This window comes from Selenomonas sp. CM52 (genome assembly GCF_000292955.1).
Classification (GTDB): Bacteria; Bacillota; Negativicutes; order Selenomonadales; family Selenomonadaceae; genus Selenomonas.
In genome coordinates, this window is record NZ_ALNM01000006.1 from 10572 (window position 1) to 34053 (window position 23482).

13 protein-coding genes are annotated in these 23482 nt (G+C 55.2%); all 13 read left to right on the forward strand.

Translation table 11 applies throughout. The features are described from left to right. Positions 1 to 21: 21 nt before the first annotated feature. The 13 genes from HMPREF1153_RS00930 (at position 22) to HMPREF1153_RS00990 (ending at position 23348) form a co-directional block, all read left to right on the forward strand. Positions 22 to 1098: an efflux RND transporter periplasmic adaptor subunit gene (locus HMPREF1153_RS00930; RefSeq protein ID WP_009645040.1), complete on the forward strand. Its 1077-nt coding sequence runs from the start codon at positions 22 to 24 to the stop codon at positions 1096 to 1098. Beyond that, positions 1095 to 4142 (forward strand): efflux RND transporter permease subunit, encoded by a 3048-nt coding sequence (locus tag HMPREF1153_RS00935; protein WP_009645056.1) that lies wholly within the window; start codon positions 1095 to 1097, stop codon positions 4140 to 4142. Before HMPREF1153_RS00930 ends, HMPREF1153_RS00935 begins: the two co-directional genes overlap by 4 nt. A 128-nt stretch (positions 4143 to 4270) precedes the next feature. Continuing rightward, positions 4271 to 6217: a GGDEF domain-containing protein gene (locus tag HMPREF1153_RS00940; protein ID WP_037369382.1), complete on the forward strand. Its 1947-nt coding sequence runs from the start codon at positions 4271 to 4273 to the stop codon at positions 6215 to 6217. Between the two features lie 168 nt (positions 6218 to 6385). Next, complete coding sequence (locus tag HMPREF1153_RS00945; protein WP_009645057.1) at positions 6386 to 6661, forward strand: YhdT family protein; 276 nt, start codon at positions 6386 to 6388, stop codon at positions 6659 to 6661. Continuing rightward, a complete protein-coding gene (panF, locus tag HMPREF1153_RS00950) occupies positions 6658 to 8142 on the forward strand; it encodes a sodium/pantothenate symporter (RefSeq protein ID WP_009645060.1) in 1485 nt (494 codons plus the stop codon). The genes HMPREF1153_RS00945 and panF overlap by 4 nt, the downstream gene beginning before the upstream one ends. Before the next feature lie 51 nt (positions 8143 to 8193). Continuing rightward, complete coding sequence (locus HMPREF1153_RS00955) at positions 8194 to 9357, forward strand: exonuclease SbcCD subunit D (RefSeq protein ID WP_009645046.1); 1164 nt, start codon at positions 8194 to 8196, stop codon at positions 9355 to 9357. Next, positions 9354 to 12428, forward strand: coding sequence for an AAA family ATPase (locus tag HMPREF1153_RS00960; RefSeq protein ID WP_009645054.1), 3075 nt, complete (start codon positions 9354 to 9356; stop codon positions 12426 to 12428). The genes HMPREF1153_RS00955 and HMPREF1153_RS00960 overlap by 4 nt, the downstream gene beginning before the upstream one ends. A gap of 73 nt (positions 12429 to 12501) precedes the next feature. Further along, entirely contained in the window at positions 12502 to 15456 is a 2955-nt protein-coding gene (locus tag HMPREF1153_RS00965; RefSeq protein WP_009645049.1) for an SIR2 family protein, read from the forward strand. A gap of 172 nt (positions 15457 to 15628) precedes the next feature. Beyond that, positions 15629 to 17395: a DUF262 domain-containing protein gene (locus HMPREF1153_RS00970; protein ID WP_009645048.1), complete on the forward strand. Its 1767-nt coding sequence runs from the start codon at positions 15629 to 15631 to the stop codon at positions 17393 to 17395. Positions 17396 to 17505: 110 nt separating this feature from the next. Continuing rightward, a complete protein-coding gene (locus tag HMPREF1153_RS00975; RefSeq protein WP_009645061.1) occupies positions 17506 to 19083 on the forward strand; it encodes a type I restriction-modification system subunit M in 1578 nt (525 codons plus the stop codon). Then, positions 19080 to 20261 carry a restriction endonuclease subunit S gene (locus HMPREF1153_RS00980; protein WP_009645042.1) on the forward strand — a complete coding sequence of 394 codons (1182 nt, stop codon included), beginning with the start codon at positions 19080 to 19082 and terminating at the stop codon, positions 20259 to 20261. The genes HMPREF1153_RS00975 and HMPREF1153_RS00980 overlap by 4 nt, the downstream gene beginning before the upstream one ends. A 126-nt stretch (positions 20262 to 20387) precedes the next feature. Then, positions 20388 to 21368 carry an Abi family protein gene (locus tag HMPREF1153_RS00985; RefSeq protein ID WP_009645058.1) on the forward strand — a complete coding sequence of 327 codons (981 nt, stop codon included), beginning with the start codon at positions 20388 to 20390 and terminating at the stop codon, positions 21366 to 21368. 231 nt (positions 21369 to 21599) lie between these two features. After that, positions 21600 to 23348 carry a type I restriction endonuclease subunit R gene (locus tag HMPREF1153_RS00990; protein WP_232208150.1) on the forward strand — a complete coding sequence of 583 codons (1749 nt, stop codon included), beginning with the start codon at positions 21600 to 21602 and terminating at the stop codon, positions 23346 to 23348. The last annotated feature ends 134 nt before the right edge of the window (positions 23349 to 23482 follow it).

Sequence of the window (23482 nt, forward strand, 5' to 3'; positions counted from 1 at the left end):
AAGCGGAGAGGGGGAAACGATGTGAGATATGGGGCACGCAGTATTCTGGCGCTCCTTTTGGCGGGGCTGCTCGTCAGTGCCGCAGGCTGCGGCGATGCGCCGCCCGAGAAGGCGAAGCCGCCGTTGGTGCGCACCGAGCGCGTCGAGACGAATGAGGCGGCGCACGCGGTCAACTATGCGGGCAGTGTGCGCGGCCGTTACGAGAAGAATCTGGCGTTCCAGGTAGGCGGCCGCGTCATCGCGCGTGCGGTCAACGTCGGCGACCGCGTGGAAGCGGGAGCGCCGCTCCTGCGCCTCGACGCCTCCGACATCGTGCAGAGGTCGAGGCAGGCCGACGCCGCAGTCGATGCAGCGAAGGCGCAGCTCGACCTCGCGGCGGCAAATGCGGCGCGCTACCGCGAGCTTTACGCGGCCGAGGCCGTGCCCGCCGCCGTGCTCGACCAGTACGAGACTGCCTATGGGGCGGCGGCGGCGAGCTATCGGCAGGCGATCGCCCAAGCGGCAGAGGGGCACAATGCCGTTTCCTATACGGAGCTTCTTGCCGATGCGCCCGGCGTGATTTCTGCCGTGGCGGCAGAGGCGGGACAGGTTGTCGCCGCAGGACAGACGGTCGTGACACTCGTCGAGTCGGGCGATCTTGAGGTCGAGATCGCTGTGCCCGAAGATCGTCTCGCCGATGTGCCGCCGGGCAAGGAAGTCGCCGTCTCCTTCTGGGCGCTCGGCGCAGGCGTCGTTTCCGGCACGGTGCGCGAGGTCGCGCCGATGGCGGACGCCGTCTCGCGCACCTACCGCGTGCGCGTCTCTGTGCCCGCACCGCCGGCTGGCATGGCGCTCGGCATGACGGCGAATGTGGCTGTGGGACGGATGCCGACGGCAGCCGTGCGCCTGCCGCTCGCCGCCATCTACCAGACGGGCGGCACGCCTTCGGTCTGGCTTGTCGGCGCGGACAACAAGGTGTCCCTGCAGGAAGTTGCGGTCGACGGCTATGACGGCAACGACGTGCTCGTCCGGGGACTTCCCGACGGCGCTCTCGTCGTGACGGCGGGCGTCCACAAACTGCGCGAGGGCGACGAAGTGCGGACGGGGGATGCGCCATGAGGAATCTTACGGAAATCTCTCTCAAGCACAAGGGTCTCGTCTGGTATTTTATTCTCGTCGTCTTTATCGGCGGCATTTTTTCCTACGGCAAGCTCGGCAGGATGGAAGATCCTGACTTTACGATTCGCCAGATGGTCGTATCCGTCGCCTGGCCGGGTGCGACGGCGCAGCAGATGGAAGAGCAGGTCACGGACAAGCTGGAGAAGAAGCTGCAGGATGTGCCGGGACTCAAGGAGCTCAAGAGCTATTCGCGCGAGGGACAGGCGGTCATCTATGTGACGCTGGACGACGATGTGGCGAAGGAGGATATTCGTCCGACGTGGCGCGACGCACGCAATCTTTGCGAGGATGAGAAGCGCAGCCTGCCCACAGGCGTTTACGGCCCTTTCTACAATGACCGCTTCGACGATGTATTCGGCTCGGTCTACGCCGTGACGGGCGACGGCTGGTCCTACGAGGAGATGCGCGAGCAGGCGGAAAAGACGCGCCGCGCCCTGCTTGCGGTCGAAAATGTGCAGAAGGTCGAATTGATCGGCGTGCAGCCGGAGAAGATTTACGTCGAGGCCGCGCGCGAGCGTCTCGCGGAGCTTGGCATACCGCCCGACGCGATTCTTTCTGCCATCCGTACGCAGGAAGAGATGACGCCGGCGGGCATGATTGAGACGCAGACGGACAACGTCTACGTGCGCGTCTCGGGCGCTTTCGACGACCTCGAGGCGATCCGCGCCCTGCCGATCGCCGCCGGCGGGCGCACCTTCCGACTCGGCGACGTCGCGAGCGTCACGCGCCGCTACGCCGAGCCGGCCGAGCCGAAGATGTACTTCAATGGCGAGCCTGCCGTGGGCATCGCCGTTTCCATGCGCCCGGGCGGCAACATCCTGACGCTCGGCAAGGATTTGCAGAAGAAAATCGCCGCGCTCAAGGACGATCTGCCGCTCGGCTTGGAAATCCATCAGGTCTCCGACCAGCCGCAGGTCGTCGCAGAATCCATCGATGATTTCGTCGACACGCTCAGAGAAGCCGTCATCATCGTGCTCGCCGTGAGCTTTCTGACGCTCGGCCTTCGCACGGGGTTCGTCGTCGCCTGCTGCATCCCGCTCGTACTGACGGGCGTCTTCCTCTTCATGTACGGTGCGGGCATCGACCTGCAGAAGGTGTCTTTGGGCGCGCTCATCATCTCCCTTGGGCTTCTGGTTGACGATGAGATCATCGCCGTCGAGATGATGAGCGTCAAGCTTGAAGAGGGGCTTGACCGCTTCAGCGCCGCCTCGCACGCCTTCCGTGCGACAGCTCTGCCCATGCTGACGGGTACGCTCATCACATGCGCGGGCTTCATCCCCGTCGCTTTCTCGAAGGGCATGGCGGCGGAGTTCTGCGCCTCGCTCTTTCCCGTCATTGCCGCCGCGCTGCTGCTCTCTTGGATCGTCTCCGTCATGGTCGCCCCGCTCCTCGGCTATCACATCATCCGCATTGAGCCGAAGCGCGATGAAAAGGGCGAAGCCTTGCTCCATCAAGGCCGATTCTATCGCGTGTTTCGCCGCGTGCTGGAGGCATTTTTAGCACATCGCCGTCTCGTGCTCGGCGTGACGGCGCTCGTCTTCGCTGGATCCATCGCGCTTTTGGGCGCTTGCCGGCAGGACTTCTTCCCGCCGTCTTTGCGGCCGGAGATCATCGTCGAGATGCACCTTGCCGAAGGCTCTTCTATGAAGAACACGGACGGCGAGGCGAAGCGCTTTGCTGCTTTCCTCGACGGCCTTGCGGACGAGTACAGGAACTATTCCGTCTATGTGGGCGAAGGTGCGCCGCGCTTCGTGCTGACCTTTGAACCCGTCTTGGCTGCGGACAATTATGCGCAGTTCGTCATCGTCGCGAACGACAAGGAGTCACGCGAGGATTTGACGGCGAAGATCCGCACGGAGCTTTCCGAAAACTTCCCGAACGTGCGTGCAAATCTCAAGTTCATCCAGACGGGGCCGCCTGCAGCGTACCCCATCATGCTGCGCGTCGAGGGAGAAGACAAGGAAAAAGTCATGTTGCTTGCCAATGAGGTTGCCGACCTCGTGGCGAGCGATGCGAACACGCGCGACGTGAACCTCGACTGGCAGGAAAAGAGCAAGGTTCTGCACCTCGCGCTCGATCAAGACAAGCTCAAGGCGCTCGGACTTTCGACGCAGATGGTGCAGCAGATGCTCTACACGGAACTGGCGGGAGTGAAAGCGGCGGAACTCTACGAGGGCGACCGCACGGTGGACATCGTGCTGCGGCTCAGGGAGGAGGCGAGGGACGATCTCTCGCGCCTCGAAGAATTGCCGATCTACCTGCCGCAGGCAGGCTATGTGCCGCTCGCGCAGGTGGCGAAGATTTCCTATGACGCGGAAAACGGCATCATCTGGCGGCGCGACTTGAAGCCCGCCGTGACCGTACGCGCCGACATCATCGCGGGCACGCCGACGGATGCGGCGAAAAAAGCGTACGCGGCGACGAAGGAACTGCGCGAGAATCTTCCCGCAGGATATGCCATCGAGCCGGACGGAAGCCTTGCAGACAGCGAGGATTCTATGAAATATCTTCTCGTGCCCGTGCCCGCCATGATCTTCCTCATCATGACGCTCTTGATCTTCCAAGTGCGCGAAGGCCGTGCCATGCTCATCACACTCTTGACCGCTCCTTTGGGCATCATCGGCGTCGCCTGCGGCATGTTCCTCACGGGCGAGCCGATCGGCTTCGTCGCCGACCTCGGCATCCTCGCGCTCTCGGGCATGATTATCCGCAACTCGGTCATCCTCATCGACCAGATTCAGAAGCATATCAAGGCGGGCGAGTCGCCGTGGCAGGCGGTCATCGACTCGGCTGTTCTGCGCTTTCGTCCCATCATGCTGACGGCTGCTGCTGCGATCCTCGGCATGATTCCGCTGATGACGAGTTCTTTCTGGGGACCGATGGCGGTGGCGATAGCGAGCGGGCTTTCCGTGGCGACGGTATTGACGCTGCTCGTGCTGCCCGTCATGTACGTCACTGTCTATCGAGTGAAGCGGGAGACTTGAAAAGAAAAAATACGATCTCCAACTCTGGACTTTTGTACTAATATGTGATATATTATGGCAAAAGGGTCTTGTGTCTTGCAGGAATGACGGACGGAAGGCTTTCGTAGTCGGCAGTGAGAGGGCGGTGCATGGCAATGTTGGGGAAAAGAGGGCGCAGAGCGGCGCATGACTTTCTGCGCATTCTTGCGCTCGCAGCTGTTCTCTTCGTCCTCGCCGCCTCCCTGCCGAAGGCCTTGCCTGCAGTCGCCGCGCATGGACTTTCCTTGGATTCCCATGAGATGGCAGGCTTTTCCCTGCAGCATTCTGCTAAAGAGGAAGCTGAGCCTACGGAACTGCACTATTGGCAGAGCGCGAACCTTCCGGACGAGGGAGAAATGCAGGAACTTCTGCAGGAGGCGCAGAATGGTGCCGAAGGATGGCAGTGTGTGACTTATCCCGCACAGCCGCTCCTTTCGAGCGAGACGCGCTATGTCTATCTGACAACGAGTCTGCCCGAAGAGGGGCATAGCGGCACGGGTTTGTTCTTCAAGACGACGAACCAGTCGGTTCGTCTGTGGCTCGATGGCAAGCTCCTTTACGAATACGGTTCGATGGAGGACGGTGACTACAGCTACGGCACGCGCTGGCATCTCGTTCCTCTGCCGGAAGGCTATGAGGGGAAGACACTGACCGTCGGAATGCATTCTTTCAGCACGGTCGATCTCGGCCGCTTCGATCACCTGTGTCTGCGAGACATGCGTGCGAGCGTGGCGGAGCTTTTCTTCGCCGATCTGCCCTTCGTCTTCGGACTTTCTTTGATCTTCATGATGGGGGCGATCGTCGCCATCTACAGCTGCACCCTGCGCCGCAACCGAGGCGCCTACGTCTTTCTGTTGCTGTTCTTCCTCGTCTACGGCATCTGGATGGTCAGCGTGATGAACGCGAGGTATTTCCTTTTCGATTCGCCGCGTTTCTGGTGGTTCGTGCAGCTTACGACAGTGTATGGCATAGCGATCCTGGCTTTTCAGTTTCTCGCGGGCTTCCTGCCCGCCGCGCAGCGCCGCACGATGCGCCTTTTGTCCGTACCCTTCGTGATCCTTCTAGTTGCTTCTGCTCTCGGCGAGGTCTTCGTCGCACGCGGCAGTTTCTTCACCTGCATGAACTTTTACTATCCGCTGGCGGCCATCTTTACGCCGTGGGCGAGCCTCTTGCTCTGGCGCGAGGCGAAGCGCGGCAACGAATACTGCCGCACGGCGCTCGTGCCGCTCCTCGCGATTGCGCCGCTCGGGCTTTTCGACGGACTTTGGTTTCAGTACCATCTGTTTGCGTGGGACACGTACATCACGCCTTTCGCGCTGCTGTCCTTCGTCGTCTTCGTCCTGAGCACGATTCGCATGCGCATTCGCGACGAGGTGCGCAGCGAAGCGGTGCAGAAGTCTCTGGAGAATGAAATTGTCGAGGCGAAGGAAAAAGCGCAGATCGATCCCTTGACGCGCTGCTTCAACCGCTACAAGTTCAACGATACGTTCCCCGAATGGGTGAAGGTGGCGCAGAATACAGACGGACATCTCGCGTTCATGATCCTCGACATCGACTTTTTTAAGCGCGTGAATGACGACTATGGACACGATGAGGGGGATCATGTGCTGCGCTCCTTTGCCGGGGTTCTGCACACTTCGCTCGACCGTCGTCACCTTCTGGTTCGCTGGGGCGGTGAGGAATTCGTCATTCTCTGCCTGCACTATTCACTGAAAGAGGCGGAAACCTTCGCCAATCATCTGCGCGAGCGGATCGCACAGGCGCCGATCTGCAACTACCGTCCCATCCAGTGCAGCATCGGCGTTTCGCGCTGGCATGGCGTGCAGAAGGACACGATGGAGGCGCTCTTGAAGCGTGCGGACGATGCGCTCTATCGGGCGAAGCAGGAAGGGCGCAACTGCGTGCGCATCGAGCAGATGGAAAGCCCGTCGCCCGATGGCGAGAGGTCGAAGGGCGCGGCAGGCTCGCTGCTCGACAGCGAGAAGACGGAATGCACCGAGAATCCGATGGCTGCCGGCGAGCATGCAGAGTGCACCGAAAGCGTACCCGTGCATTGAGCAGGAAAACAAGAGTCACATGGAGAAATAACAGGGGTCGGCTGTATGCCGCGAAGTTTCGCAAAAAGCGTCTTCGCGCTGCAGGCGGCTCCTGTTTGCTGTTTCTGGCAGACGCCGATCAGACGGGGATTCCCGCTGATACATTCAAGGAGAAAGGAAAATCATACAATGACAACAAAAGAGAAGTACCACCAGGTAAGGCGCGAGGCCATAGCCACAGGACTGGCACTCGCCGCGCTCATCGTCTATTGGCTCTTCGCCGGCTTCGGCACGGCGAATTTTCTTGACAATAGCATCCGCATCGCGGGGCTGCCGCTCTGGGTCGTCCTCGGCACGTTCGGCACATGGGCGATGGCGCTCGTCATCGTCACACTCCTGCTGCGCTTCGTCTTTCGCGACATGCCGCTCGACGATGAGGAGAGGCAAAAGGGGGGCGAGGCATGATGGAAAAGCTCTCGCTCCTATTGCCGCTCCTCGCCTTCATGGGGTTGATGCTCGCCGTCAGCTTCGCCGTGCGCGTGCGCAGGGAAAAGGAAGGCGCGGGCTTCGTCTCTCAGTACTTCATCGGCAACCGCGCGATCGGCGGCTTCGTGCTCGCCATGACGACGGTCGCGACGTACAGCTCCGTCAGCTCGTTCGTCGGCGGTCCCGGCATGGCGTGGAAGGTCGGCTTCGGCTGGATCTACATGGCGGTCGTGCAGGTCACGGCGATTTTCCTCGTACTTGGCATCTTCGGCAAGCGCGTCGCGCTCCTCTCGCGCCGCCTTGACGCCGTGACCATCGTCGACATCATCCGCGCACGCTTCGGCTCGGATGCGCTCGCGAACCTTTCCGCATTCGTCATCGTGCTGTTCTTTCTCGGCACGATGACGGCGCAGTTCGTCGGCGGTGCGAAGCTCTTCGAGGCGGTCACGGGCTACAGCTATTTCACGGGACTCGTGCTTTTCGGCGCCGTCGTCGTCCTCTACACGGCGATCGGCGGCTTCCGCGCCGTCGCGCTGACCGATACGCTTTGCGCCGTCATGATGATGATCGGCATCGTACTGCTCTTTTACTTCGTGCTTGAGGCGGGCGGCGGTTACTGGGCGATCCTGGAGACGATCGAGCGCGAGCATCCGGCGATGCTCACGCCTCTGTCCGCCGGCGACATGCCGCTCGGCCTCTACTTCACGCAGTGGCTGCTCGTCGGCATCTGCACGATCGCGCTGCCGCAGTCCGTCGTGCGCGGCATCAGCTACCGCGACACGCGCGGACTGCATCAGGCGATGCTCATCGGCACGTTCGTCATCGGTTTCATGAACATCGGCATCAACTTCACGGGCATCCTCGCGCACGGCGTGCTGACAGGCCCCGTGACGGACTACGGCACGGTCGACAACATCATCCCGCAGGCAATCGCACGCGCGATGCCGCCCGAACTCGCGAGCATCGCCATCATCGGCCCTCTGGCAGCATCAATCTCGACGATCTCGGGGCTTCTGATCGTTGCTTCGTCGGCGATCATCAAGGACGTCTACATGCACGAAAAGATGAAGAAGGGGCGCGTCCCCTCGATGAGCCGCCTGCGCCTCCTGTCCATGACCTCGACCGTCATCATCGGCGCGCTCGTCTTCTTCCTCGCGGCCTCGCCGCCGAATCTCATCTGGCTCATCAACATGTTCGCCTTTGGCGGACTCGAAACGGCATTTCTCTGGGTCATGCTCTTTGGCCTCTACTGGCGGCGTGCCAACAAGGCGGGCGCTATGCTCTCGATGGCGGGCGGCACCGTCGTCTACTGCGCGGCGCAGGCGCTGAAGATTCATGTATTCGGACTGCATCCCATCGTGCTGGGGCTTTCGTCTTCACTCGCCTTCTTCCTGCTCGGCACATATCTGGGCAAGCCGACCGCCGCGGAAAGGCTTCGCGTGTTCTTCCCCGACAAATAAATCCGCTTTGCGGCCATCTCGCGCCGCCTTCGTATGAAAGGAAGGTTTCCCATGCGCTTCATCCATACCGCCGATTGGCACCTCGGGCGGCTCTTCTTCGGCCGCCATCTGACGGACGATCAGGCGCACGTCCTCGACGAGCTTGTGCATCTCGCGAGAGACGCACGCGCCGAGGCCGTCGTCATCGCGGGCGACGTCTATGACCGCGCCGTGCCGCCCGTCGAGGCGGTCGAACTCTTCGACGAGGTGCTCTCGCGCCTTTTGCTCGACGAAAAGCTCAAGGTGATCTATATCGCGGGCAACCATGACAGCGCTGCGCGCCTCGGCTTCGGCAGCCGCCTCCTTGCAGGGGGCGGCGTTTTTGTCGCGGGGCATCTGCAGGCGGATGTCGCTCCCGTCATCTTGGACGACGCGCACGGCAAGGTCGCCTTTTCGCTTCTGCCCTACATGGAGCCGGCGACGGTGCGCTTCGCTTACGGCGAGGCGGCGAAAGATCTCGCGGGCTTCGACGAGGCGACTTCGTTCGCCGTCGCACGCGCGGCGGCGCTCGTGCCTGAGGGCTGCCGCAGCGTCGCCGTCGCTCACGCCTTCATTGCGGGCGGCTCATCGTCCGAGTCGGAGAGGCCGCTTTCCGTCGGCGGTTCGGACAGCGTGAGTCTCGCGTGCTTCGCGCCCTTTTCCTACACGGCGCTCGGGCATCTGCACGCGCCGCAGCAGGCGGGGGCGGCGAACATCCGCTATGCAGGCTCGCTCATGAAGTATTCGTTCAGCGAGGCGGGGCAGAGGAAGGGGGCGACCATCGTCGACCTCGCCGCCGACGGCTCTGTGACGATTGAGGAAGCCGCGCTCGCCGCGCCGCACGACCTCCAAGTCGTGCGCGGCACGCTTCAGGAAATCCTCGAAGACCGCGAGTGTTTCCCGCAGAGTGAGGACTATACGGCCGTCGAGCTTATGGACAAGGGGCCGGTGCTCGACGCGCACGGCAAACTCAGCCGCATCTATCCGAATGTCCTGCAGGTCACGCGCCCGGGACTCATGGAGCAGGCGGGCGCTCTGCGCGAGCAGGGCAGGAAGAAGCTGGAGCGTCCCGATGACGTGCTCTTCGGTGAGTTCTTTGCCGACATGACGGGCGAGACGCTCGATGAGGCGCAGAAGAAGGAGCTTTTTGATGTGCTCGAAGAGCTGCTGCGCGAGGAAAGGGAGGCGAAGATATGAGGCCGCTGCGATTGACCATGGAGGCGTTCGGCTCGTATGGGAAGAAGACTGTCGTCGATTTCACGGAACTCGGCGCGAGGAGCTTTTTCCTCATTCACGGCCGCACGGGATCGGGCAAGACGACGCTGCTCGACGCCATCTGCTTCGCCTTTTACGGCGAGGCGAGCATGGCAGGGCGCACGGGCACGATGATGCGCACGGACGAAGCGCCGCGCGAGGCGAGGACGAGCGTCGACTTCGTCTTTGCTTTGGGAACGCAGAAGTACCATATCTGCCGCACGCCGTCCTATGAGCGCATGAAGAAGGACGGCACGGGGCTGACGCCGGTGCAGGCGTCGGCGATGCTCTGGCAGGTTGAGGAAGGAGAAGCAGCAGAAAATGAGGAGCGCGTGCTCGCACAGCGTCCGTCGTCGGTGACGCAGAAGATGACGGAGCTTCTGGGCTTCGGCCCTGCCGAGTTCCGTCAGGTCGTTCTCTTGCCGCAGGGCGCGTTTCGCGACCTTTTGACGGCGAAGGTGGACGAGCGCGAGGCGCTCCTCGCGATGCTCTTCAAGACGGAGCGCTACCGCAGATTGGAGGAACTCTTCAAAAGCCGCGCCAAGGCGATGGAAGCGCGAAGAGCGGAAATCAAGGCGCAGGAAGGGGCGCTCCTCGCGGGCGGCGCGGCAGATTCGCTCGACGCGCACCGAGCGGCGAGCGAGGAGAAGGAAAAAACGCTCGCCGTCCTCGAAAAGCAGGCGGCGGCGCTGCAGGAAAAGCAGGAGGCGGCGCAGCGTGCTGAGCAGGAGGGCATCCGTGCGGCGGAAATTCTGACGCGCTGGGAAACGGCGCGAAAGACGCTCGCCGACCATGAGGAGAAGCGCGGCTCTGTCGAGCGCTACCGCGCACAGCTCGAAGAGGCGCAGCGTGCGGCACAGATCGAAGACGTGGCGACGGGCGCGGCGCGTGACCGCGAGAAGGCGAAGGAGCGCGAGGCTGAGTGCGCCGCGCAAGAGAAGCGGCGCGAGAAGGCGGCACATGAGCTGAAGCGTGCCGAAGACGCGCTGGTGCACGAGAAGGCGCGGGAAGGCGAGCTGGAAGAGGGCAAGGCGAAGGTGCGCAAGCTCGAAGAATACGGCGCGTGCGCGATCGACTTGGCACAGGCGCGGGCGCGTGCGAAGAGCCGCGAAGAGGCGGCGCATGAGGCGGCAGAGAAGGCGGCGCAGGCGAAGGCGGCGCAGGAAAAGCTCGCCGCCGAGCTTCTCGCGCTCGGTACGCGCGAGAAGGAGCTTGCCGAGCGTGCGGCGAAGGCCGAAGGGCTTTCGCTTGCGCTCGCACAGAAGGAAAAGGAGCGCGAGGCGCGGCAGAATCTCGCCCTATTAAAGAAGCGTGCGGCAAAGGCGCAGGAAGCCGCCGAGAGCGCAGGTGAAAAGGCGCGGGCGGCGCGAGAGGAGCACGAGACGAAGCGCAGGAATCAGCGCGCCTTGGAGCACGTCTATATGGAAGGCCAGGCGGCGCTCCTCGCACGCAGTCTGGAAGACGGCAAGGCCTGCCCCGTCTGCGGCTCGACTGCGCATCCGCATCCGACGGTGAGCAAAGATGAAGTGCCCGAAAAGGCGGATGTGGAGCGCGCACGAAGCGAGGCGGAAAAGGCGGAGAAGGCGCGCGAGCAGGTGGAAAAGGCGAAGACGGCGGCAGAAGCCGACCTCGCCGCCGTGCGCGGCGAGTTGGCGGCGGCGCAGAAGTCGCTGACGCAGACGACGGAGGACGAGGGAAGCCTCGCCGCCGCCATTGCCTCCTTGCAGGCCGAAGTCAAGGCGACTGAGCAGGCAGCAGCGGCGCAGAAGGAGGCCGCCGCCGAGCGCGAGGCACTGGCCGCAAGGCTCGTGCAGGCGGAAGCCGCAGAAAAGGAGGCGACGAAGGGCGCGGAAGCAGCCAAGGGTGAGGCCGCACAGGCGGCGGGAGCATTGCAGGAAAAGAGCGCGTCTCTGCCCGAAGCATACCGCGAGCCGAAGGCGGTCGAGATGGCGCTCGCGGCGGCAAGACGTGGCATCGCAGAGAGGGAGAAGGCGCTGGCCTCAGCGCAGGACGCTTTCTCCGGTGCAGGGAAAGAGCTTGCCGCAGCCAAGGCCGCAGCCGAGGCGGCAAAGACAGCGGCGGCACTCGCGCAGGAAGAAGCGCGAAAGAGCGCGGCGCTTCTCACCGAGCGCTTGAAGAGCGCGGGATTCTCGGACGAAGCGGCATTTCGCGCCGTGCTCACAGGACACTTCGCGACAGCAGAAGGCCGCAAGGAAGTCTCCGACCGCATCCGCGCCTACGAGGACAAGCGAACGGCTTTCGCCGAGGCAGAAAAAAAAGCCGCCGAGGAGGCGGCCGGCATCGCTCCACCCGACCTCGCCAAGCTCAAAGCGGCGCGGGAGGAAGCGGCTGCCGCGTGGACGGCAGGCACGCGCGAAGCCGCAGCACTGGCACAGGAGCTGAAGGAGCGCAGGTCGCGCGAGGAGCAGCTGCAAAAGCTCGCTCTTGAAGCGGCCTCGCTTGAAGCCGCCTACCATACGACGGGCAGGCTCGCGGAAGTCGCCGCTGGGCAGAATCCTCACCGCATGCATTTCCAGACATACGTCTTGCGCTCCATTCTCGCCGATGTGGCGGATGCCGCGAACATGCGCCTCCTGCGCATGACGCACGGGCAGTACCGCTTGGAGCGCAAAGAAGGCGTCGCCGACATGCGCAGGAGCGCGGGACTTGATCTTGAAATCTTCGATGAGAACACGGGCTACGCACGCCCCATGGCGACGCTCTCGGGCGGCGAATCCTTCCTCGCCGCCCTCGCCCTTGCGCTTGGCCTCGCCGACGTCGTCACCAACTACGCCGGCGGCATCCGCCTCGACACCATCTTCATCGACGAAGGCTTCGGCACTCTCGACGCCGAAACCCTCGACCTCGCGATCAAGACACTCATGGACCTCCAAAAAGGCGGCCGCCTCGTCGGCATCATCTCCCATGTGGAGGAACTGAAAAACCGCATCGACGTGCGGCTGGAAGTGGAAAAGGGAGAAGAAGGGAGCACGGCGAGGTTTGTCGTGGGGTAGGGGATGACGTACTTCCGTTGCCGTTTTGATTTCTGTATCGCAGATGTAGAACCAATAAGAGTAGGGAGATACCATGAGTCAATATCAATATATAGATAAGGTATATAATGAAGAGCGTCGATTGATTCAACAAGCGGAACGCGATAAACGACTGGTCTTCTTTGTTGGGGCAGGTGCGTCGATTCCGTCAGGTATGCCATCATGGAAGGAAGCCATAGAGATTATCAAGGAACGGATGGATGTTGCGCCGCAAGACGATTTCTTGAAAATTCCTCAATACTATTATGTACAGTACGGAAAACGTGATTACACACGTTTGATGAGGGAAGTTTTTAAGCATAAAAAGATGTTGTCTCCGAATGATATACATCATGAAATTTTCAAGTTTCAAGTCAGTACGATTGTGACAACCAATTACGACTATTTATTAGAGGAAGCCGCTAAAGCTACTTATCGCGTTGTAGATGTAATTAGCCGTGATAGTGATTTGGTCTATGGGTTTGCAGAAAGTAAAATCATAAAGATGCATGGCGACTTTGAACACGATAATTTTGTTCTCAAGGAAGAAGATTATTTGAAATATGCACAGAACTTTCGCTTGTTGACAGCATATATCAAGGCGTTGATTGCGGGCAATACGCTTGTATTTATTGGATATTCTTTTAATGATCCAGATTTGAAGCAAATATTTTCATGGGTCAAGGAGATATTGGGACGCGATATGCCGCGCTCTTATATGATCGTAGCAGATCGATCGTATTCTGAGATGGAGGTCAATTATTTTAAGGAGTTTGGGATAGAATTGCTCTATGCTGCACGCAAAATCACTGATTATAAGAAGTTAAAAATCGAAAAACGAACATTGGGTATGTTGGAGTTTTTAAGAAAGGAAGAAGATATTAGCGAACTCGACAAGATATATCAATTCCTTATACCATTTCAAGATATGAATTACGTTCACTTGAAGTACATAGAAAGAGCATTTCGTTTAATCGGAGTTCATTTGCATGATAATAAGATCATGATGGATGATGGCCGTGACAAGGGGCGAGAGATTTTAGATGGCATCCGTGCCATTGCTGCCGAACAGGTTGCCTTGTTTAGAGAACGATATGAAGTGCCTGAGAAAGATATCGAGAAGTATCAAGCGATTTATGAAGTACTCGTGAAAAGCAGCGCGTATTTCCTAGCGGCCTCAGCAGATCGCGAGCATGTCATGAAAATACCTGATGAGACAGAGATTCTTCAACAAAGGGCGATTTCTGCCGATAGAATTATGCGTGCTGTCATGAGCTATAATATGGCTGAACTAAGAACGTTCAGGCATAAAAATAAAGAACTTTTATCGGAGCGAAATCCATTGTTGTATATGGAGCAGGCCGCGTTGTCTTATCATTTGTTTGAATATGCTGCAGCTTATGAGTACCTACAGAAAGCGGCGATGGGCTTTTATCAACAGGAGAAATTTGGTTGGTATTTTATTGCTCACATGAATCAAAAATATTTGGCTAATATGATTAGTCAAGGAGTTTCTCCAGGATGTACAAGTGAAGATGGTAAAAGAATACAAAAAGAAGCGGCAAATATCAATTTAGATAAAATCTTTTATAGCTTGCCGCAGATAGGATACGCTCAGAATGAATTTTTGAGAGAACTATATACCATGCAATTATTTTATATAGACTTCATCTCAGCTCATGATAAATCGGAAGAAGCCGAGAGAGAAGCGCAAACTTCCTATGTCATGTATGTTAAAACACCGAGCATTTCACAGCTGAGGCAACAGGTGGTGGATAGCTGGTCTTATGTTATAAAAAATTATGTTTTTGTTGACCGCTATCGTGAGTTTTCACGCAGTCTGCAATTGTATGCGCAGACGGCGCTGACTACGATCGCAACGCCAGACATACCTTTAGAAAATGGCGCGTTACTTATTGGCGAGTGTGGGAATATTAAAGTATCGAAACTTACGGGGGATGATGTGTTTTTTATTCTTCGCTATTGTTCTGCAAAAAATATAGAACGGATATTGTCCTCAGCTGATATTGAGATAATTTCCGTTACTCCGGATGGGCAAGAGAGACTGGAATGCATTCTAAACAATATTCAAGAATTGGACGGTATGCAAAGGAATGAAATCTTTGAAAAGATTTTGATCTTGTTGTATTACATACCGCTGACAACTGAGCTGATTGCAATGATTTTGCATGAGTTAACACAGCGTGTTTCTGGCATTGATTTTCGTTCAAGAGCAAACAAAGTAGCTAATCTTTTTTCACGAATTGCTCGTCAGAAGTACATTAGTAAAGAGCACGAAGAGTGCATATCTCTGCTGCATGAATATCTTGATTCGATATTGCGAGCGATTATTGGTGCGCGGATTGATCTAAATGAAGCGTGTCGGGTTCTTTCAAATGGACTATCCTTGTATAATGGCATACGAAATGAAAAATTTGCGAGCGAACATATATCCTCGTTGATGCAAGAAAAATATTTTTATGTGTTGGATGTCCTTTATCCTTACGTTGATGGAGCGGCAAGAAGAGCCATTCGCTCTTTGGCAGGAAAAAAGAAATGGGAGTGGGACACTGGTACTTTAGAATTGTTTTGCCGATTACTCCAATCTGGTATATTGAAATCTACCGTTCAATGGGAAAATGCGCTTTTTGATTTTGTAAAAACGATTGAGGATGACCGTGGTAAAGTATATCCTAGTCAGTATGAGAGTGTTTTAGTACATATTGCGAATGCCGATTTGAGCGGATGTTTTAAGCAGAGAGATAAAGCACGCGAGTTTATTCAAAAGAGCGGCACCCCTTTTTATGATTGGATATCCGATTGGGAGAACTTTGATTATGCGAATTTTAATATTGATTGGCTTACATGGTGTGCGGAAAATTTATTAAAAACGATTGGAAAGAACACGAGAGCACGAAAAAAGATTCAAGAGGCTGTACGGAAGCAATATCTGGATGGACATATAAACGCTGGTGTTATGAGGAGATACTTTGAGATCTTTGCCGTTTAGCTATATAGAGGATAGTTCGTCTGTGCTTTTAATGCAGGGCAATGTACGATATAATGAATCCGTAGAATAACCCGACTCCAAGAAGGCGGGTGATATGATCAGCAATATAGAGATAAATAACAGCCGTGGTGATATGCACTGCGATGGCAATAAAAGATAGGAGATGGACTGCATGAGAACAAACGATACTCCGATTTTGGATTTGATGAAGGACATCGACAAAGGAAACATTCAATTGCCCGATTTCCAGCGCGGCTGGGTATGGGATGACAGTCGCATTCGTGGGCTTATTGCCAGCATTACGCAGAATTTCCCAGTAGGTGCTGCCATGTTCCTCGAATACGACAATGCGAATGTTCGTTTCAAGCATCGTATGATTGAGGGAGCGCTGGCATCTAATGCTAGACCGGAGCAGCTTATTCTGGATGGTCAGCAGCGGCTCACTTCCATCTATGCATCTATGTGCAGTCCGAATGCTGTCAAAACCAGAACTGACAAAGGCAATGAAATCAAGCGCTTTTACTACATCGATATTGCCAAGGCGATTGATCCTGCTGTTGATCGAGTGGAGGCTATTTTATCCGTCCCGGAGTCGAAGCAAATCACATCCGACTTCGGCAGAAAAATTGATCTCGATGTTTCGACTGCCGAAAAGGAATATGCGAATAAGTTGTTTCCGCTCAATATCATTTTGGACAGCGTGAAGGCGACTCGGTGGCAGCTCGGCTACATGCAGTATCACCAAGGTCAGCAAAATGTCTGCCAAGAGTATCTTGCCTTTATGGAGAAAATCATAGATTGCGTATCCCATTATCGAATGCCTGTTATCAGCTTGGACAAAGACACGTCGAAGGAAGCGGTATGCCAAGTTTTTGAGAATGTGAACCAAGGGGGCGTATCACTTACGGTTTTTGAACTCGTTACGGCTGTATTTGCTATGGACGACTTTGAACTCAGGCAAGATTGGGAAAAGCGCCAAGGCAACCATCTCAACGGAGACATCTTGAACATTGTCACGGCTACGGATTTTTTGACCGCCTGCACGCTCCTCGCAGCCTATGAGAAGAAGGGAACGGTGAGTTGCAAGAAGAAGGACGTGCTGAATCTGAAACTTGCCGATTATCAAAAATACGCCGATGTTCTGACACAGGGATTCGAGGAAGCGGAAATGCTGCTCTTCGAGGAGCGCATTTTCGTCAGCCGCGATCTTCCTTATACGACGCAGCTCATTCCGTTGGCTGTTTTGTGCGCCTTGCTCTTGCCCGGTCGTCGAATCAAAAATTCCAATGTGAAGAATAATATCAAGCGATGGTATTGGTGCGGTGTATTCGGTGAGCTTTATGGAAGTGCCAATGAGACGCGTTATGTAAACGATGTGGTTGGCGTGATGAATTGGTTGAACGGTGGTGAGCTGCCCAAGACCATCGTCGATTCCTATTTCAATCCCATGCGCCTGTTGATGCTTCAGTCAAGACGGAGTGCTGCCTATAAGGGAATCATGGCGCTTATCATGAAGAATCACAGTCGTGACTTCATCAGCGGGCAGGAGATGGATCTTGTTCTCTATAAAGCCGCCGGCATTGACATTCACCATATCTTTCCGAAAAACTATTGCAAGAGTAGGGGATATGATTATATCAAGTGGGATTCCATCATTAACAAGACGCCCCTATCGTACAGTACCAATCGGGAGATAGGCGGTGTTGCTCCGAGTGAATACCTGGCGCGTATCGAGAAGAAAAAGGTAGAGCAGACAGACTTGTGCGATTATCTCGCCAGTCATTGGATTGATATGGCCGATTGCATGTCCGATGATTTCGAGAGATTTATCGTTCATCGCGCGAGAAAAATTCTCGATGCCATTGCAAATGTCACCGGCAAGCCGATTTCCGGCAGGGATAGCGATGAAGTGAGAGAAAAATTTGGCGAAATTTTGTAAGCTATCTGCTCCGTGGATGTCTGGTTGTTTTGCGGGGAACGCTTTCACTAGAAGGACAAAGGCGGCTTCAACAAGAATTAGAAAAGCAGACTGACTACGGAGGCGATACGATGGACAATAAGAAGGAAATGGAGCGGGCGGAGCTGCATCGGGCGATCTGGCAGATTGCGAACGATCTGCGCGGCTCGGTGGATGGCTGGGATTTCAAACAGTATGTTTTGGGCACGCTCTTTTATCGCTATATCTCGGAGAAGCTGACGAATTACCTCAACCGTGAGGCGCATGAGGCGGGGGATGCGGCATTTGACTATGCTGCACTGTCCGATGAAGAGGCGGAGACGGAGCGCGAGAATCTTGTGGAGGAGCAGGGATACTTCATCCTGCCGAGCGAGCTTTTTTCCAATGTGCGAAAAAGTGCGCCGATGAATGAAAACCTCAATGAAACGCTGGAAAAGGTATTTCACAACATTGAAGCCTCGGCGACCGGCACGGCGAGTGAAAACGATCTTGCGGGGCTTTTTGAAGATCTCGATGTCAACAGCAACAAGCTCGGCGCTACGGTGAAGGAGCGCAATGCAAAGCTCGTGAAGCTTCTCGACGGCATCGGCGAAATGCAGCTGGGAGATTATCGGGACAACACGATCGATGCCTTCGGCGACGCCTATGAATACCTCATGCGGATGTACGCTTCGAATGCCGGCAAGAGCGGCGGTGAATACTATACGCCGCAGGAAGTCTCCGAGCTTCTGACGCGCCTCACGGTCATCGGCAAGGCGCGGGTGAACAAAGTGTACGACCCCGCCTGCGGCAGTGGATCTCTATTACTGAAGTTTGCCAAAACTCTTGGCAAGGAGAATGTGCGAAACGGCTTCTACGGGCAGGAGATCAACATCACGACGTACAATCTTTGCCGCATCAATATGTTCCTGCATGACATCAATTTCGACGACTTCGACATTGCGCGCGGCGATACGCTGACTGATCCGCAGCATGATGCGTTTGAGCCGTTTGAGGCGATCGTTTCCAATCCGCCGTATGCGATTCGGTGGGAAGGCAAGAACAATCCTACCCTTATCAACGATCCGCGTTTTGCGCCTGCGGGCGTGCTTGCGCCGCCGTCGAAAGCCGACTTCGCCTTCATCTTGCACGCGCTCGCGTGGCTGGCGGCGAACGGCACGGCGGCGATTGTCTGCTTCCCCGGCATCATGTATCGCGGTGGCGCGGAGAAGAAGATTCGCCAATATCTCATCGACAGCAATTTCGTCGATGCTGTGATCCAACTGCCGGACAATCTCTTCTTCGGCACGAGTATCGCGACCTGCATCATGGTGCTGAAGAAGTCGAAAGCGGACACGACTACGCTCTTCATCGACGCTTCGAAGGAATGCATCAAGGTCACGAACAACAACAAGCTCACGCAGGAAAATATCGAGCGTATCCTGCAGATGTATACTGACCGCGCAGATGTTGCCTACACGGTGCGCTGCGTCCAAGGCAAGGAAATTGCCGTCGAGGACTACAACCTCTCCGTCAGCACTTACGTCGAACCGGAGGACACGCGCGAGGTCATCGATATCGCGGCGCTCAACGCAGAGATTAGCGAGATCGTCGCAAGGGAAGAAGTGCTGCGGCGTGAAATCGACAAGATCATTGCCGAGATCGAAGACGAGGAGGGCATCGCGCTATGAGCAGGCTGAGGGAGTTGATGGAAGAGCTTTGCCCAGATGGAGTGGAATATAGGAAGCTGGGAGAAATTGCAACAAATGTATTTCGTGGTTCAGGAATCAAGCGCGATGAAGTAAAAGAAAAAGGAACTCCATGCGTTCGCTATGGCGAGATTTATACAACATATGGTATATGGTTTGATGCTTGTATTTCGCATACAGATGAAACGGTTGTTGCTAATCCAAAATATTTTGAGCATGGCGATATTTTGTTTGCTATTACTGGTGAAAACGTTGAAGAGATTGCAAAATCTACAGCATATATTGGGTATGATAGATGTTTAGCAGGTGGAGATATTGTTGTTTTGCAACACAAGCAGAATCCAAAATATCTTTCATATGTTTTATCGACGGAAATGGCACAAAGGCAGAAAAGCAAGGGGCGCGTAAAAAGTAAAGTTGTTCATTCCAGTGTTCCAGCGATTAAGGGCATTGAAATCCCCGTCCCGCCATTGGAAATTCAAAATGAAATCGTAAAATTGTTAGACAGTTTTACGGAGCTTACCACGGAGCTTACCTTGCGGAAAAAGCAGTATAATTTTTACCGCGACAGTCTTTTGAATTTTGTCCGCGTGGATGATATAGGTGTAATCCATATTAGGCTGTCTGAAATTGCTGAAATAGGAACTGGCAGTAGTAATACAAACGAAGGACTATCGGCGGGAATGTTTCCTTTTTTTGTACGTTCACAAGAAGTTCGCTGGAAGAACAGCTATGAATATGATGAAACAGCTATCATTACGTCGGGTGACGGTGTTGGGGTAGGGAAAATTTTTCACTACATAGAAGGTAAATATGCACTACATCAACGTGCATATAGGATTCATATTATTGATGGGCGAATATTGCCTAGATTTTTATTTTACTATATGAAAACCACGTTTTATCGATATATAACGCAAAATGCCGTTCAATCTTCAGTGGTATCTATACGTCGCCCTATGCTGGATAAGTATTCTATCCCCGTCCCGCCGCTCGATGTACAGAAAAAAATCGTCTCCATCCTCGACCGCTTCGATGCCTTATGCAACGATCTCACAAGCGGCCTTCCCGCTGAGATCGTCGCACGCAAGAAGCAATACGAATACTACCGCGATAAACTGCTGACCTTTCCAAGAAGCAAGCGCGAAGAGCGCAGCTGATTGGTGAAAAGGTCGTATGTGAAAACGCCCCGAGAGCGCAAGCGCATCTGTGCTAAATTCGATGAGCCTTGTTATAGGAATATATATTTGTTATAATAAATATATAGCAAATGTCGGGAGGTTCTTATGAGTTATAAAACCACGGATGGTTTGATGCGTCATCTCCGCGAGAATGGAATAGCGATTTCTGGGAGTGCGCAGAAGCGCCAACTGATTAACACGGGATATTTTCATGGGTATAAGGGATATCGGTTTTTTCATCATGCGGGAAATAGTCTGCCGTTTACGTCATACAGTGAGATTTATGCGACGATTCGATACGATGCGGCATTGAAGTCCCTGCTGTATGGAAAGGTGATGTTTATCGAAACTGCGATCAAAAATATTGCGCTGGAGGCGATTCTTACAAAAGCGAGATCGGAGAGCATCCAAGTGATGTGTGAGAGCGTGGTCAGCAGCTATCGCAATTCTCCGTTGGGAGCGAGTGTGAACCGGAAGAAGGCATTGCAGCAGGCAAAACTCAATTTACAGAATTCGATTCAGTCGAGTCTTGCAAAAGAATATCGAAGGGGAAATCCTAAAATAGCGCACTTTTATGATAATGTGAATTATACAGGTGTTCCTGTTTGGGCTTTGTTTGAAGTCATGACGATGGGAGATTTTGGATTTCTTTTGTCGTGCTTGACGTATAATGTGCGAGATGATATTTCTCGTAGGCTCGGACTGAACTTGGCATGTGATACGGATCGGCAGCTTGTCTATAAGTATATTTACATGCTGAAAGATTTAAGAAATGCAATTGCACATAACGCAGTAGTTTTTGATACGCGCTTTCGAAGCGTTGATCCCAATAGAGCTATGAGGCAATGCTTACAGCAAGAAGTCGGGCTGCCCTATGTGAACTTTAAGACGATTGGCGACTACGTCATTCTCGTGAGTTATTATCTCAAAATCCTGCATGTGCCTAAGACGGAGATCAAGTCATTTATCAGAGAGTTTGAGAAAATTACAGAGGACTATGTTAAATCAGTGAATCCTATAGTTGCAGCAATCGTTATTCATCGTGATTTATCGATGCGAATGACTGCGCTTAAAGCGTACATTTAGCTTGCATATTTGCAAGCTCGGTAGTATAATGAGGGTGTGAATTGGGGTATGTGTTTGCGGACGCATACTTGAGGGAGTCGGAGTGATCTGGCTCTCTTTTTTTATGAGTTGAAGCGGCGGAAAGCAGGATACAAACATCCTTTTCACGAATTATGCGCATGGGAATGATGGCAACATCAGAGAGATAAGCGGGACGACGGGACGGAAAATACGAAAGAAGCGAGGTTGATCATGTACTACAATCTCATCGCAAGCGCAGAAGAGAGCACGGTGCTCGCGCAGTATGTTCGCGAGGAGCGTGCGCCGTATGCGGCGTATCAGTCGGAGGCGGCGCTTGAGCGGGCTTTGATCGCTCTGCTGGAAGAGGAAGGCTATACGTATCTTCGGATTCATGACGAGGCGGAGCTGGTCGCGAATCTTCGGGAGCAGCTTTCGGCGCTCAATGATTATGCGTTCAGTGATGCGGAGTGGGAACGGTTCTTCAAGGCTTCGATCGCGCCTGCGGGCGACGGCATTGTGGAGAAGACGCGGCGCATTCAGACGGATTACATTCAGAATTTTCGGCGCGATGACGGAACGACGAAGAACATCAAGCTGATCGACAAGGAGAACATTTATAACAATCGTTTGCAGGTCATCAACCAATATGCGGTGGAAGGCGGTGCGGATGCGCAAGCAGAGACGGCGGCGGCTCATGCGAATCGCTACGATGTGACGATTCTTGTCAACGGCTTGCCGCTCGTGCATTTGGAGCTGAAGCGGCGCGGCGTGGAGATTCGGCAGGCGTTTAATCAGATCAATCGCTATCAGCGCGACAGCTTCTGGGCAGGTGCGGGGCTGTATGAGTATGTGCAGGTGTTCATTATTTCGAACGGGACGAATACGAAGTATTATTCCAATACGACGCGTGCAAGTCACATCCGCGAGATGGATGCGGCGGGGCGCAGGGCGAGCAAGAAGACGAGCAACAGTTTTGAGTTCACATCGTTTTGGGCGGATGCGAGCAACCGCCTCATCACGGATCTCATGGATTTCGGACGCACGTTCCTCGCGAAGCATACCCTGCTCGCCGTCTTGACGCGCTATTCGATCTTTACGACGGAAGAGGTGCTGATGCTCATGCGTCCGTACCAGATTGCGGCGACGGAGCGCATTTTGTCGCGTATCAAGATCGCGTCGAATTACAAGACTTGGGGCAAGATCGAGGGCGGCGGCTATATCTGGCACACGACGGGCTCGGGCAAGACGCTGACTTCGTTCAAGACGGCGCAGCTTGCCGCAGGACTGCCGGATATTGACAAGGTGCTCTTTGTGGTCGACCGCAAGGATCTTGACTATCAGACGATGAGGGAGTACGACCGCTTCGAAAAGGGGGCGGCGAACGGCAATACGTCGACGCGCGTGCTCGCGGGTCAGCTCGCGAATGATGCGGTGCGCATCGTCGTCACGACGATTCAGAAGCTCGCTATGTTCATCAAGCAGAACAAGACGCACGCGATCTACGGCAAGCATGTCGTGCTGATTTTCGATGAGTGCCATCGCTCGCAGTTCGGCGATATGCACACGGCGATTGCGAAGGCGTTCAAGAAGTATCATATCTTCGGCTTTACGGGCACGCCGATTTTCGCGCCGAATGCGTCGGGCGCGGGCAAGCCTTCGGCGCGGACGACACCGCAGCTTTTCGGCGACAAGCTCCACACCTATACGATTGTGAACGCCATCAACGACGGCAATGTGCTGCCGTTTCGCATTGATTACATCAACACGATGAAGAGCAAGGCGGAGATCGAGGACAAGGAAGTGCGTGCCATTGACCGTGAGAAGGCGCTTGCCGCGCCCGAGCGCATCCGTGCCGTGACGGAATATATCCTCGCGCATTTCGATCAGAAGACGATGCGCGGCAAGGCGTATTCGCTCAAGGGACAGCCGTCTTGGGGTTCAATTCGATGTTCGCGGTCGCGTCGATTCCTGTCTGCATGAAGTATTACGAGGAGGTCAAGCGTCAGCTGGCAGCGGCGGGGCGCGACCTTGCGGTTGCGACGATTTTCAGCTATGCGGCGAACGAGGACGATCCCGAGGACGCTTTGCCCGATGAGGATTTTGATACGGCGGGG